15 protein-coding genes are annotated in these 14049 nt (G+C 60.9%); 1 reads left to right on the top strand and 14 read right to left on the bottom strand.

Annotated elements, in window-relative coordinates; all coding sequences use genetic code 11:
- Nucleotides 1-132: 132 nt before the first annotated feature.
- A complete protein-coding gene (locus RL_RS32500; RefSeq protein WP_003548114.1) occupies nt 133-513 on the top strand; it encodes a DUF6481 family protein in 381 nt (126 codons plus the stop codon).
- Between the two features lie 41 nt (nt 514-554).
- Here the strand turns inward: RL_RS32500 and minE are convergent, their stop codons facing one another.
- The 14 genes from minE to RL_RS32570 form a co-directional block, all read right to left on the bottom strand.
- On the bottom strand, nt 555-815 hold the full coding sequence (gene minE, locus RL_RS32505) for a cell division topological specificity factor MinE (protein ID WP_003548116.1): 261 nt from the start codon (nt 813-815) through the stop codon (nt 555-557).
- Nucleotides 812-1627 carry a septum site-determining protein MinD gene (gene minD, locus RL_RS32510; protein WP_025397600.1) on the bottom strand — a complete coding sequence of 272 codons (816 nt, stop codon included), beginning with the start codon at nt 1625-1627 and terminating at the stop codon, nt 812-814. Before minD ends, minE begins: the two co-directional genes overlap by 4 nt.
- An 85-nt stretch (nt 1628-1712) precedes the next feature.
- Nucleotides 1713-2432 (bottom strand): septum site-determining protein MinC, encoded by a 720-nt coding sequence (gene minC / locus RL_RS32515; protein ID WP_011655274.1) that lies wholly within the window; start codon nt 2430-2432, stop codon nt 1713-1715.
- 209 nt (nt 2433-2641) lie between these two features.
- Entirely contained in the window at nt 2642-3244 is a 603-nt protein-coding gene (locus tag RL_RS32520; protein WP_011655275.1) for a methyl-accepting chemotaxis protein, read from the bottom strand.
- Between the two features lie 112 nt (nt 3245-3356).
- Entirely contained in the window at nt 3357-4694 is a 1338-nt protein-coding gene (locus RL_RS32525) for an NAD(P)-binding domain-containing protein (protein WP_011655276.1), read from the bottom strand.
- A 50-nt stretch (nt 4695-4744) separates the two neighbouring features.
- Nucleotides 4745-5785, bottom strand: a complete 1041-nt coding sequence (locus RL_RS32530; protein WP_011655277.1) for a heme-dependent oxidative N-demethylase family protein — start codon at nt 5783-5785, stop codon at nt 4745-4747.
- Between the two features lie 31 nt (nt 5786-5816).
- Nucleotides 5817-6782, bottom strand: a complete 966-nt coding sequence (locus tag RL_RS32535) for a PDR/VanB family oxidoreductase (protein ID WP_011655278.1) — start codon at nt 6780-6782, stop codon at nt 5817-5819.
- Entirely contained in the window at nt 6779-7384 is a 606-nt protein-coding gene (locus tag RL_RS32540; protein ID WP_011655279.1) for a dimethylamine monooxygenase subunit DmmA family protein, read from the bottom strand. The genes RL_RS32535 and RL_RS32540 overlap by 4 nt, the downstream gene beginning before the upstream one ends.
- Before the next feature lie 11 nt (nt 7385-7395).
- The gene (locus RL_RS32545; protein ID WP_011655280.1) at nt 7396-8529 is read right to left on the bottom strand and encodes an aminomethyltransferase family protein; all 1134 of its coding nucleotides are present in this window, start codon (nt 8527-8529) and stop codon (nt 7396-7398) included.
- Between the two features lie 173 nt (nt 8530-8702).
- Complete coding sequence (gene purU / locus RL_RS32550; RefSeq protein ID WP_003548134.1) at nt 8703-9587, bottom strand: formyltetrahydrofolate deformylase; 885 nt, start codon at nt 9585-9587, stop codon at nt 8703-8705.
- A gap of 94 nt (nt 9588-9681) precedes the next feature.
- Nucleotides 9682-10989, bottom strand: coding sequence for a type III glutamate--ammonia ligase (gene glnT / locus RL_RS32555; protein ID WP_011655281.1), 1308 nt, complete (start codon nt 10987-10989; stop codon nt 9682-9684).
- Between the two features lie 80 nt (nt 10990-11069).
- A complete protein-coding gene (locus RL_RS32560) occupies nt 11070-12398 on the bottom strand; it encodes an FMN-binding glutamate synthase family protein (RefSeq protein ID WP_003548137.1) in 1329 nt (442 codons plus the stop codon).
- A gap of 14 nt (nt 12399-12412) precedes the next feature.
- Nucleotides 12413-13099 carry a GXGXG domain-containing protein gene (locus RL_RS32565; protein WP_003548139.1) on the bottom strand — a complete coding sequence of 229 codons (687 nt, stop codon included), beginning with the start codon at nt 13097-13099 and terminating at the stop codon, nt 12413-12415.
- A 38-nt stretch (nt 13100-13137) separates the two neighbouring features.
- Nucleotides 13138-14046 carry a class II glutamine amidotransferase gene (locus RL_RS32570; RefSeq protein WP_011655283.1) on the bottom strand — a complete coding sequence of 303 codons (909 nt, stop codon included), beginning with the start codon at nt 14044-14046 and terminating at the stop codon, nt 13138-13140.
- Nucleotides 14047-14049 lie beyond the last annotated feature (3 nt).

The raw sequence follows: 14049 nt of genomic DNA on the forward strand, positions 1-14049 counted from the left end.
TGATTTTAGGCCGGATCGGCCTAGACACTCAATCTGTTCTAATTAAAGAGTAGAGCATGATGTGGTCCGAAAACCGCGCACGCTTTTCGACATCATGCTCTCGGGTCGAAGTCAAACAGTCAGGAAACAGATTTGAAAAACGCCAGAAACAACGAGCTTTCCGATCGCCGCAGCGCCGCTGCCGAAGCCAAGGCGGCTCTCCTCAATGCGTATCGCAGCGCCAAGGATTCAGCCGAACCCACAAGGCTGGCAAAGCAGGCGGAGCGTCAAGCCATTGCCGCGGCCAGGGAAGAACGTCGCGCTCAGCGAGAACGGGTCAAGCTCGAGGAGCTGGAGCGGGCTCAGGCCGCCGAGGCCGAACGTCAGGCTGCCGCCGAGGCCGCAGCACGCGCCGATGCCGACGCGCGCGAAGCAGCTGACAGAGACCGGATCGCCCGCGTGATTGCCGACGAAGCCGCCCGAAAGGCCGAACGCGACCTGCGTTACGCCAATCGCAAAGCCAGGAAGTCCTGATCGTCAGCGCCGCCTGTCGTCAGGACAGGCAGCGCTCTCTTTCAAGCGGCCTGCACGGCTGCATTCAGCGGGATTTCGACGTCGATCTCAAGGGTCGAGACGTACTCGTTGCGATCGATCGTCACCTGCACCTTGTCGTGGTCGAGTTGTACATGCTTTGCGATCACCGCCAGGATTTCCTCGCGCAGCAGGGTGACCAGGTCCGACCCCGCCGAGGAACGTTCATGGGCGAGAAGGACCTGCAGCCGTTCGCGGGCGGCCGGTGCGGTTCTCTGCTTGTTGAATAGACGGAAAATATTCATGCCGCCCTCCGTCCGAAGATCTTTCCGAAAATATTCCTCTTTTCCTCTGGGATGGCGATCGGCACAACTTCGCCGGCGAGCCGGCGAGCAGCGTCGAAATAGGCCATCGCAGCCGCGCTGCGGCTGTCTGCCAGCGTGACCGGCGCACCGATGTTGGATGCCCGCAGAACATCCATGCTTTCGGGTATGATGCCGAGCAGCGGGATGGACAGGATCTCCAGGACGTCGTCGACCTTGAGCATGTCGCCGCGTTCGGCGCGGTTGGCGTCGTAGCGGGTGAGCAGCAGGTGCTTTTCCATCCGCTCGCCGCGTTCGGCCTTGGCGGTCTTGGCATCCAGCAGGCCGATGATGCGATCGGAATCGCGCACCGACGAGACCTCGGGATTGGTAACCACCACGGCAACATCGGCGTGGCGCATGGCAAGCGTTGCGCCGCGCTCGATCCCGGCGGGGCTGTCGCAGATGATCCAGTCGAAATAGCGCTTCAGGTCGTTGATGACGCGCTCGACGCCCTCGGCCGTCAGATTGTCCTTGTCGCGCGTCTGCGAGGCCGGCAGCAGGAACAGCGTTTCCAGCCGCTTGTCGCGGATCAGCGCCTGGGTAAGCTTGGCGTCGCCCTGGATGACATTGATCAGGTCGTAGACGACCCTGCGCTCGGCGCCCATGACGAGGTCGAGATTGCGCAGGCCGACGTCGAAATCGACGACGACGACTTTTTCATTGCGTTGCGCCAGCGCCGCTCCCAATGCGGCGGTCGAGGTTGTCTTGCCAACCCCGCCCTTGCCTGACGTGACGACGATCACTTTCCCCATCATTGTCTCTCCTTTGCCGTGGCCCCAGTAATTCAAAGTGTTAAAGCGTCCTTTGCGGCTCTCGAAGAGACGCCCGGCGCTGCCGTCAGATCAGTTTCTCTGCCATGATCGCGTCGTCTTCGAGCCAGAGCTGAACAGCCTGTCCGCGAAGATTGGGGGCCATGTCTTCCGCCATTTTGTAGATGCCGTCGATTGCAACCAGCTCGGCCTCGAGCTTGCGGCAAAAGATCCGGGCCGATGCGTTTCCGATGGATCCCGCCATGGCTCGGCCACGCAAGGCGCCATAGATATGGACGGACCCGCCGGCGATGACCTCGGCACCCGAGGCGACCGATCCGATGACGGTGACGTCGCCTTCCGGAAAGATCACCGATTGCCCCGAGCGCACCGGCTCCCGGATGACGATCGATTGCATGGCCGGGCGGGTCTCTACCACTGCCGATTTACCGGGCGGGTCGACAGGCTCCTTTGCCTGAACCTCGATGTCGGAAACCGAACGACCGCCTTTGAGTGCCGGCGGCATGCCGGACCCGAGGATCGAAGGCCGCGCGCCCTCGATGCCCATGATGCTGACATTGCGCTTGGCAAGTTCGGCGATCAGGTCCTTCAACTGCGGCCGGTCGATTTGCAGGTCCGTCAGATCGAGCACGACAGGCCGTCCCAGGAAGAAGCCGGCCGAACGCGCGGCCAGATCGTCCAGCCTGATCAACCAATCATCGATCGGAAGATCCGGGGACAGCATGACCGCGAGGAATGAGCGGCCCTTGATGCGGATAGAGCGAGCGTCTGTTAGCACTTTGGTCATCTATGTGAAGAAATCGTTGACCATGTCTACCGCTGCTATGGTTAACAAAAAGTTAACGCGGCCTTAATATCACCCACAATCACCTGAGATTTTTTAAGCGCAGAATGACCGCAAGTTATTGGAAAAGCGTTGCTATCGCTGGAAGCGCTGCACGGTTAATATTGCCGCTTCGACCTGAGCCGCAAATCTGCCGCTGCTTGGGGTAAAGCTCAGCCTTCGGCCTTGCGTTGTGCGTTGGAAATGGCGCGTGCGGCCTCTTCCGAGGAGTTGGCGAGCGCGCGCATCTCGGCGGCAAGCACCGCAAAGCCCGATCCGGCCGTGCCGGCGCGGGCGGCCTCGATGCCGGCATTGACGGCCAGCAGCTTGAGGTAACGCAGCGATTGCAGGATCTCATTGGTCTTCGAAGCGGTGACGCGCATGTCGGCGGTTTGGTCATCGATTCGCTGGTAGAGTGATTCGATGTTGATGATGCTGCCTTCGAGATAGAGAAGCTCGCCCTTCTCGTCCCAGATGCCGCCGCCGGTCTCGGTGACCCAGATGAGATGACCCATGGCGTGACGGATGCGGTACTCCATCGTCCAGTCCGTGCGCTTCTCCAGCGCCCGTCCGACGATCTCGTCCATCAGAGGCACGTCTTCCTCGTACATGATCGAGGTGAAGGTCCGCGTGCGATTGCCGATGATCTCGTCGGCTGGATAACCGAAGATGCGCTCGATGCCATTGGTCATCTCAAGCATCGTGTAGTTTTCATCGGCACGGCAGCGATAGAGAAAACCGCTCATGCGCCCGAGAATGCTCGTTTGAAAATCCATGAAGGCGACATCCGAAGAGAAGAGTTGCAGTCGTCTCGCTCAAAGGCGCGGCTCACAATATGCCGGAGGATAGTGCCCGAACACCCTCCTCCGGCAATGCAGGCCCGCCTCATCAGTTGCGCAGATATTCCTCCATGGAATCGTCGAGCGCCTCGACCCAGGGCGTATGGTGCGTCGGCGACATGTTGCCGGTCATCAGCGACCGGTAGGCATGGTCGCGGAAGCCCATGATGTTGTGGGCCTTGTGGTGTTCCCACTCCATGAAGGTCTGGTTGGTCCCCTCGATGTCGAAGCTCGGATAATCGGTTTCGGCAAGCAGTTCCTTCACATAGTCGCCCTGATACCAGATCATCTGCTCGGCATCCTCGAGCGTTTCCTCGCGGGCGCGCCACATGTCGAAATTGGCCTTCAACTCCTCTTCCGGCGGCAGGGTGATGCGGCCCATCATCACGTCGCGCGCCCACCAGGCCTGCACGTCGAACATGTTGAAGGTGTAGAACTGGTCCTGCATGCCGATATAGAAAAGCTGCGGGTTCTTGTCGAAGATCACACCCTTGTAGAGGCTGTCAGCCCAGAGGCGGTTGGCGGTCTTCAGCCGGAGATCGTCAGGCAGGAAGGGGAAATGGTGCTGGTAGCCGGTGCAGAGGATTACCGCATCGACCTCCTTGGTCGAGCCGTCGAGGAAATGCGCCGTGCGGTTTTCGAGCTTGGTCAGCAGCGGCCGCTCTTCGAAATTCTCCGGCCATTTGAAGCCCATCGGCTTCGAGCGATAGCTCGTCGTCACGGATTTCGCGCCGTATTTCCAGCATTGCGAGCCGATGTCCTCGGCCGAATAGCTGCGGCCGACGAGCAGGATGTCCTTGCCCTTGAACTCCAGCGCGTCGCGGAAGTCGTGGGCATGCAGCACGCGGCCGTTGAACGTCTTCACGCCCTCGAAATAGGGAACGTTCGGCGTCGAGAAGTGACCTGATGCCACGACGACATAGTCGAACTCCTCGTCATACATCCGGTCCTCGATGCGGTTATGCGCCGTCACCGTGAATTTCTTCGTCTGATCGTCGAAGCGGACCATGCGCACCGGCGTGCTGAAGCGGACCCAATGGCGGACATTCGCCTTCTCGACGCGTCCCTTGATATAATCCCAGAGCACGGCGCGCGGCGGATAGGAGGCGATCGGCTTGCCGAAATGCTCCTCGAAGGAATAATCGGCGAATTCAAGGCATTCCTTCGGGCCGTTCGACCAGAGGTAACGATACATGCTGCCATGGACCGGCTCGCCATATTCGTCGAGCCCGGTGCGCCAGGTATAGTTCCAGAGCCCACCCCAGTCCGACTGCTTTTCGAAGCAGACGATCTCCGGGATTTCGGCGCCCTTCTGGGCGGCCGATTGAAAGGCGCGCAGCTGCGCCAGTCCGGAAGGACCGGCACCGATGACGGCTACTCTAGTCATGAAGCATTCCCCTCTTGATTATCTCGCATTGCCTGACACATCGCTGCGCCTCAGTCCGGATAGATACCGGCGCTGGTCGGCGCCCCGTCGTCATATTTGGAAAACCAGTCGATCGTCGTCTCGCGGAAGCGGGTGAGGCCCTTGTAGTCGATAAGTTCTGGCGGCAGCGTCTTCAGCACGCGCGGGAAGCGGCGCGCCCATTTCGGCACGGTGACGAGCTCTTCCATGTTCATCAGGTAGCAGCGGATGACGAAGAGGATGGCGTTGGAGCGCGGCAGGCGCCACAGGCTCTGCAATTCGACGCGCAGATGCACCTTCTCGCCGACATTCTCCGGCGTCACCGTGGTGCGGTCAGGACCCCATTTGTGATAATTCTCCGGGCTGGTGTCGAGCCGAGGATTGATCGTCATCGTCCAGTTGAAGCGCCGTGTCGGCTTGCCCTGCTGCAGGTTCAACAGGAATTTCAGCGCCCGGTCGAAGACACCGATCTGGTGGGCGAGCGGCACCGGCCCGTGCCACTCCATGAAGTTCATGCCGATGTCGAAATCGAGCGACCAGTCGGCCTGCGTCGTCACCATGCCGGCATCCATCCAGAGATTGCTGTCGCGCTGGTCGACGATGCAGAAATCGCCCTGGGCCTGACGGGTGATATATTCGAAGGGCTCATAGGGCAGCGTCGAGGCATCGCCAAAGGTGAAGCTGTCGTCGATGCCGAGCGGGCGATTGATCCAGCGCCACTGGTCACCGTTGCGGATCAGCGTGAAATGGTCTGGGTAACCTGCCGCCTGCTCTTCCATCAAAAGTTCGAGCGTATCCCATTGCGCGCTCATCATGTGCGGCAGGGCCTGATAGCGTAGCGGATCTTCCTTCAGGACCAGCGCCCGGTCGTGCATCTCGGCAACATAATGCTCGTCGACGTCGATCAGGCTTTCGTAGACGGTTCCCGCCCGGCCGTGCACATGCGGTTCCATGTTGACGGAATACATGTATTCGTCGCGGTCGAAGGGAAACGGGAAACGCCGGATATTCTCGGGGCTGTTCCGATAGCTGAAATCGTTCCGGAAGGTTTCCTGCTTGAAGACGATTGCCATGTCCGGTCTCCTTGTTCCGCTTCCGATGCCGCTACAGATCAAGATGCAGCGTGTTTCCCTCGAAGCGGGAAACGCAGATCATCACCTTGCGGCCGGATGCTTTTTCTTCGCTCGTCAGATAGACGTCATGGTGCAGCAGCTTGCCGTCACAGGTGACGACCCCGGTCTCGCATTGACCGCAGGCGCCGCCGCGACAGAGGAAGGGCGCGTCGACGCCCGCCGCCTCGATCGCCTCCAGCATGCTTTCGTGATGGCCGACCTTCACGGTCTTGCCGGACCGCAGGAGCTCGATCGCGAAGGGCTTGCCTGGTAGAGATGACAGGAACCGTTCCGAATGCAGATTCTGTTCCGGCCAGCCGGCGTCAAGGCCTGTTTTCAGCACGCCGTCGATCATCCCGGACGGGCCGCAGACATAGAGATGCGTGCCGAGCGGCTGGCTGCCGAGCAGGCGTGTCAGGGGGATGGCGTCGCCTTCGGCATCGCAATAGATCTTGATACGATGTCCGCCATAGCGCTCGACGAGTTGCTGCCAGTAGGCGCCGCGGTCGCGCGTGCGGATGGCGTAATGCAGCTCGAAATTGGCGCCCTCGCGGGAAAATTGCTCCATCATCGCGATGAAGGGGGTAATGCCGATGCCGCCGGCGATCAGAAGGTGCTTGCGGCCGCGCCAGTCCGGCTGAAACAGGTTGACGGGATAGCTGACCTTCAGCTCGTCGCCTTCGCTGAGCTTCTCATGCATGAAGGTGGAGCCGCCGCGCGAATCCTCGACGTGCAGCACGCTGATTTCATAGGCTGCGCAGTCATGCGGCGGCGACATCAGCGAATAGGCGTTGCGGCGCATATGGCCGCCATCGTTCATCAAGACGATGACGTGGGCGCCGCCGGAGAAATAAGGCATCGGCTTGCCGTCAAGGCGCTCGAAACGGAAGCGCTTGACGCGCTCGGCGATCGGCGTGATCCGCGTCACGCGGACAGGAATTTCAGTGCCACCGCTCAAAGGAACAACTCCTCCGGATCAGGCGCGCTGCCCGGTTCTTCCGCATCGATATTGACGCCTTGGAAGGCGGCGAGCCGGCGCGAATAATGGTCGCGCACCAGAAGCGGCAGCCCGCAATGGCTACAAGTGAAGGGGCTGGTAGTGACGTCGTCGGTGACGCCCTTGCAATGGACGCATTGCACACGCCGGGCCAGCGAGCCGCGATGCTCGGTTATGACGGAGGCATGGTCCATGCCGTAATCGAGCGCCACCAGCATTGCCTGGCCGATGAAGCCTTCCGTGCCCGAGAGATAAAGCCGCGTGCCCATATGGGCAGTGGCGAGCGAACCCTTCAATCGGAAGAGCAGCGTTGCGATCGTCGGCGCCGTGAAGAACATGTCGGCGCCGAGGCGGCGCAGCGCATCGTCCAGGCCGGATCCTTGCGAGCCGCGGGCGACATAGAGGATCTCGCTGCGGGAAAGAGCCGTTTCGTCAAGCGCCGGCTGCTGGTCGAGCAGAGCCCTGGCACCCTCCCCTTCGAGCGCGAAAATGTGCCGCCGGGCGTTGGGCTGGATGGTCAGGCCCGTGTAGACTGGTCGGCTCTTGATGCCTGCAACGAGCATTGGCGTGCTCCTTAACCTACGGCGGTCCTCTTCTTCTTCTCCGGATCGTCGAAAGGAAGCGTGTGGGCGGTAGCGCCCGCCTTCACGGTCTTGCCGCGGACTTCGAGTTTCGTCCCATGCACCGCCTTGTCAACGTCCAGACGGGCAATCGCCATGGATTTCTGCGTCAGCGATGAATAGCTCGGGCAGGTGATGACGCCAACCTTTTTGCCGTCGGCAAAGACTTCGTCGCCGAGATCGGCCGGTCCGTCGGCGTCGATCAGCATGCCGAAGATCTTGAAGCGTTCCTTACCCTTGAGACGGGCATGTTCCTCGGCGCCACGGAAGCCCGTCTTGCCGGGGCTGACGGTGAAGTCGAGGCCGAGTTCCCAGAGGCTGTCGCCGGGCGCCTGGTCGGCGAAGGGATACATCTGCGAATTGTCGTAAGGGTAGAAGAGCAGGTAGCTTTCGACCCGCAGCATGTCGAGAACGGAGAAGCAGCAGGGGATGATGCCCATCTCCTTGCCTTCCTCGACGATCCGGTCCCAGACCATGACGGCGTCCTGGCCGCGCACGAAGATCTCGTAGCCACGTTCGCCGGTATAGCCGGTGCGCGAGATCATCACCGGTGCGCCGAACAGCGTCGTCTGCATGTGGTGGAAATATTTGAGATCGCGGATGCCGGGCACATATTTGGCGAGATAGTCGACCGCGAGCGGGCCCTGCAGCGACAGGTCGTGCAGGTCGTCGTCGAAGAGGACCGCGCAATTGCGGCCTGCCGCCTGCTTGACGAGCTCCTCGTGGCCGGAGCCGGAGCCGTGCACCAGCATCCAGGAATTCGGGCCGGTGCGATAGACGATGCAATCGTCGGTGAAGTGGCCGCGCTCGTTCAGCATGGTCGCATAGACCGAGCGACCGGGGTAGATCTTCGTCAGGTCGCGGGTGGTGATGGAGTCGAGCACGGCGATGGCGTGCGGGCCGACCAGGTGCACCTTCTTCAGGCCCGAGACATCCATGATGCCGGCCTTGGTGCGGACGGCGACATGTTCTTCCGACATGTCCTTGTCGTAGGTCCAGGCGGTGCCCATGCCGCTCCAGTCCTCGAGCTTCGATCCCAGAGCGCGATGCCGATCCGCCAAGACGGAGAAACGCCATGATAAAGCCATTGTCCGTTCCCTTTTGTTTCCTCTACGGAATATTTATTTCCTGACTATATTCGTCTTTCGCGCCGTGGCAAGCCCGCCCGACATGGATTTCCCAAAACTTTCGGCGCCTTTGCTGTAGCCCTCAACGAATGAATGACGGATGCGGCTACGTTTTTGCCGTCCCCAACCCGTCTCTAACCCATGCGTTCCGAGGCGTAGCTGCCGGGGCTTGCCGGGAAGACCACGGTGCGGTTGCCGTTGATGAAGGTGCGGTGATGGATATGGGCGTGGATGGCACGCGCCAGCACCTGGCTTTCGACGTCGCGGCCGATCGAGACATAGTCGTCGGGTGACTGTGCATGGGTGATGCGCGCCGTATCCTGCTCGATGATCGGGCCTTCGTCGAGATCGGCGGTGACGTAATGCGCCGTCGCGCCGATCAGCTTCACGCCGCGGCCGTAGGCCTGTTTGTAAGGATTGGCGCCCTTGAAGCTCGGCAGGAAGGAATGGTGGATGTTGATGATCTTCCCGGACATTTTCTGGCACATCTCGTCCGACAGGATCTGCATGTAGCGGGCGAGCACGATCAGTTCGGTGCCGGTCTGCTCGGCCACCTCCATGATGCGGGCCTCGGCCTGCACCTTGTTGGCCTTGGTGACCGGAATATGGTGGAAGGGAATGTCGTGGTTCACCACGACCTTCTGGTAGTCGAAATGGTTGGAGACGACGCCGACGATATCGATCGGCAGGGCGCCGATCTTCCAGCGGTAGAGCAGGTCGTTGAGGCAATGGCCGAAACGCGACACCATCAGCAGCACCTTCATGCGCTTCTCGCTGTCGTGAAAATCGTAATCCATTTCGAAGGGAGCGGCGACGGCTGCAAAACCGGTGTCGATATCGGCGCCCGAAAGCCCTTCTTCCGAAATGAAGCTGACGCGCATGAAGAACTTGCCGGTATCGAGATCGTCGAACTGTGAGCTGTCGATGATGTTGCAGCCCTTGTCGGCAAGATAGCTTGAAATCGCCGCGACGATGCCGCGTGTCGATTTGCAGGATACGGTGAGTACGAAGTTCTTCATGCTGTCACTTTCTTTGCCATATCAAGTGCAGAGAGCGCGATCACGCCGGAGCTTGTTCGCCCCGGCGCGTCAGTTATTGGAGGCGTCCAACCACTCAGATGTCGAGCGTACTGTCGCGTTCCCACTGGGTGAAATGCGAGCAGTAGGCATTCCATTCCTGATGCTTGAGCTTGAGATAGGCGGCGGAAAACTCGGCCCCGATCGCCTGCTTCAAGCCCTCGTCGGCATCATAGGCGCGCAGCGCGTCGAGCAGATTGAGCGGCAGGCGCGGCGCGTCCTTCACGAGATACCCCTCGGCATACATGTCGATATCGTAGTGCCGGCCGGGATCGGCTTGGCTGCGGATGCCGTCGAGGCCGGCCGCGATGATGATCGCCTGCAGCAGGTACGGATTGACCGCACCATCAGGCAGGCGCAGCTCGAAGCGGCCCGGTCCCGGCACGCGCACCATGTGGGTGCGGTTGTTGCCCGTCCAGGTCACGGTGTTCGGCGCCCAGGTCGCGCCCGATGTGGTGCGCGGCGCGTTGATGCGCTTATAGGAATTGACCGTCGGATTGGTGATCGCGGCAAGCGCGGAGGCGTGCTTCATGATGCCGCCGAGGAAGGTTTTACCCTGAGCCGAGAGCCCAAATGGCATTTCCTTGTCCGCGAAGGCGTTGACCTTGCCATCGATGTCCCAGACCGAAATATGGGCATGGCAGCCGTTTCCGGTCAGGCCTTTGAAGGGCTTCGGCATGAAGGTGGCGCGAAGGCCGTGCTTTTCGGCGACCGACTTGACCATGAACTTGAAGAAGGAGTGCTTGTCTGCTGTCTGAAGAGCGTCGTCATATTCCCAGTTCATCTCGAACTGGCCGTTCGCGTCCTCGTGGTCGTTCTGATAGGGCTTCCAGCCAAGCTCGAGCATGTAGTCGCAAATCTCGGCGATGACATCATAGCGACGCATCACGGCCTGCTGATCGTAGCAGGGCTTTTCGGCTGTATCGAACTGGTCCGAAATCACCGAGCCGTCGGTGGAGATGAGAAAGAACTCGGGCTCCACGCCGGTTTTCACCCGGAGCCCTTCTTTCGCAGCTTCAGCGACCAGCCTTTTCAGCACCACACGCGGTGCCTGTTCGACGGGCTGATCGTCCATGACGCAGTCGGCAGCAACCCATGCAACGTCTTTCTTCCAGGGTAGCTGGATGACGGAGGAAGCATCGGGAAGCGCGAACAGGTCGGGATGGGCTGGCGTCAAATCGAGCCAGGTTGCAAAGCCCGCAAAGCCGGCGCCATCTTTCTGCATATCGGCGATGGCTTCTGCGGGGACCAGCTTGGCACGTTGGCCGCCGAACAGATCGGTATAGCTGATCATGAAATATTTGATGCCTTTGTCTCTGGCAAAAGCAGCAAGGTCCAGTGTCATTCTCGTTCCCCTTTGGATTTCTTGGAGACACTTTGGTTATGGATGCGAGACGGCCGGGACGTTTGCCCGGCCGGTAGAAATCAGTAGCCTCCCTTGCCGGGATACCAGTTTGTGCCAGCGAGCGGGATCTGGGCCATGGCGGCGGCCTCCATCGTCAGCGCGCAAAGATCTTCCGGTTCCAGGTTATGCAGGTGGTTCTTGCCGCAGGCGCGCGCGATGGTCTGGGCTTCCAGCGTCATAACCTTCAGATAGTTGGCGAGACGGCGGCCGGCGGCGATCGGATCAAGGCGCTTCATCAGTTCCGGGTCCTGCGTCGTGATGCCAGCCGGGTCTTTGCCTTCGTGCCAGTCGTCATAGGCGCCGGCCGTCGTGCCGAGCTTCTGGTATTCTTCTTCCCAATGCGGATCGTTGTCGCCGATCGCAACGAGTGCTGCCGTGCCGATGGCAACGGCATCGGCACCCAGCGCCAGTGCCTTGGCCACGTCGGCGCCCGAGCGGATGCCGCCCGAGATGATCAGTTGCACCTTGCGATGCATGCCGAGGTCCTGCAGCGCCTGGACCGCGGGGCGGATGCAGGCGAGCGTCGGCATGCCGACATTCTCGATGAAGACATCCTGCGTTGCCGCGGTTCCGCCCTGCATGCCGTCGAGCACCACCACGTCGGCCCCAGCCTTCACGGCAAGCGCTGTATCGTAATAGGGACGCGCGCCGCCGACCTTCACATAGATCGGCTTTTCCCAGTCTGTGATCTCGCGCAGTTCCAGGATCTTGATTTCGAGGTCGTCCGGGCCAGTCCAATCCGGATGGCGGCAAGCCGAGCGCTGGTCGATGCCCTTCGGCAGATTGCGCATATTGGCGACGCGATCGGAGATCTTCTGGCCGAGCAGCATGCCGCCGCCGCCGGGCTTTGCGCCTTGACCGACAACCACTTCGATCGCGTCGGCGCGACGCAGGTCCTTGGGATTCATGCCATATCGCGACGGCAGATACTGGTAGACCAGCGTCTGGGAATGGCCGCGCTCTTCATCGGTCATCCCGCCGTCGCCTGTCGTGGTGGAGGTTCCGGCAATCGTTGCGCCGCGTCCGAGCGCTTCCTTGGCATTGCCGGAGAGGGCGCCGAAGCTCATGCCGGCAATAGTGATCGGCGTCTTCAGGTGAATGGGCTTTTTGGCGAAGCGCGCACCGAGGACGACCGACGTGTCGCACTTCTCGCGGTAACCTTCGAGCGGATAGCGCGAGATCGATGCACCGAGAAACAGCAAGTCATCGAAATGCGGTACCTTCCGTTTGGTGCCGGCGCCACGGATGTCGTAAATACCGGTCGCCGCGGCACGGCGGATTTCCGCCAGCGTGTAATCGTCGAAGGTCGCGGACTTGCGCGGCGGGGTATAGGGGTTGTGATAGCTCATGATGGTCCCTCGCCTTAATACGCGTCGGCGTTGTCGATATTGAAATTGTAGAGCTTGCGGGCGGAGCCGTAACGCTTGAATTCCTCGGGCCTCACTTCCGTCACGCCCGCCTTTTCGAGAAGTTCGGCCAGCTTGGTCAGATGCTCGGGACGCAGCTCCTTTTCGATGCAATCGGCACCCAGGCTCTTGACCGAACCGCGCACGAAGAGCTTTGCCTCGTAGAGTGAATCCCCAAGCGCATCGCCGGCATCGCCGAGCACCACGAGGTGGCCGGACTGGCCCATGAAGGCGGACATGTGGCCGATATTACCATGAACGACAATGTCGATGCCCTTCATCGAGATGCCGCAGCGCGATGCCGCATTGCCCTTGATGACAAGGAGGCCGCCGCGGCCGGTTGCGCCGGCATACTGGCTGGCATCGCCCTCGATGACGACTGTTCCAGACATCATGTTTTCCGCAACACCCGGACCTGCCGAACCGTGAACGGTGACGGTCCCGCCGTCGTTCATCCCGGCGCAGTAATAGCCGACCGACCCCTTCACATCGACCGTGACGGGCGCATCGATACCGACGGCAACCGAATGGCTGCCGCGCGGATTGACGACTTCGAAGGAAAGATCGTTCGAACCGTTCTGGATGTTGTGCAGGGCGCTGTTGAGTTCACGCAACGGCGTAGTGGCAAGATCAATGACAGGCATGTTTCGATAACCCTTGGAGAATGCACATGAGGCGCCGGTCAAGCGACCTTCTGGTGATCCCAGAAATAGACGGTTGCAGGCTCCGGCTCCCAGACCCGGGCATTCTCGATGCCGGGCAGATTGACGAGCGCCCGGTATTCCGAACCGAAGGCGACATACTGGTCGGTTTCGGCCATGACGGCGGGCTTGCAGGCGATCGCATCGCGCACGACGCCGAAGCCGGACTTCGTGCCGACGACAAAGGTGAAGAAGCCGTCGAGGTCATCCACCGCGCCTTCCAGCGCCTGGCCGAGATTCTTGCCCTTGGCCATCTCTGCCGTCAGATAGGCGGCGGCGACCTCGGTGTCGTTTTCCGTTTCGAAGGTCATGCCTTCGCGCTTCAGTTCGCGGCGCAGATTGTTGTGGTTGGACAGTGAGCCATTATGCACCAGGCATTGGTCGGAGCCGGTGGAGAAAGGATGGGCGCCAAGCGTCGTGACGGCTGATTCCGTCGCCATGCGGGTATGGCCGATGCCGTGGGTGCCGGCCATTGAATTGACCGCGAAGCGCGAGACGACATCCTTCGGCAGGCCGGTTTCCTTATAGATCTCGATGGCGTCGCCGCTGCTCATGATGCGGATGTTCGGACGCAGTTCGGCAACGGCTGCCTTGCCCGCGTCGAGCAGATCCTTCGCAAGCGTGATGACGGCATGCGTGCTCTTCACCTGGATGGCGACCGATGCGCCAACCGCCTGGCCGAGCTCGGCCTCGAGGCCGGCGAAATCCTTCTTCGGATTGGCCGACTGGATGGTGATCTTGGCATTGTTGCCGCTGGCGTCGCCATAGATCGCGATACCGGCGCTGTCCGGCCCCCGATCCGTCATCGTCACCAGCATCGAGGACAGCAGTGCCCCGAGCTCCGGTTCGAGACTTTTATCCTTGAGGAAGAGACCCACAATTCCGCACATGAC

The sequence above is a fragment of the Rhizobium johnstonii 3841 genome (genome assembly GCF_000009265.1).
Taxonomy (GTDB): domain Bacteria; phylum Pseudomonadota; class Alphaproteobacteria; order Rhizobiales; family Rhizobiaceae; genus Rhizobium; species Rhizobium acaciae.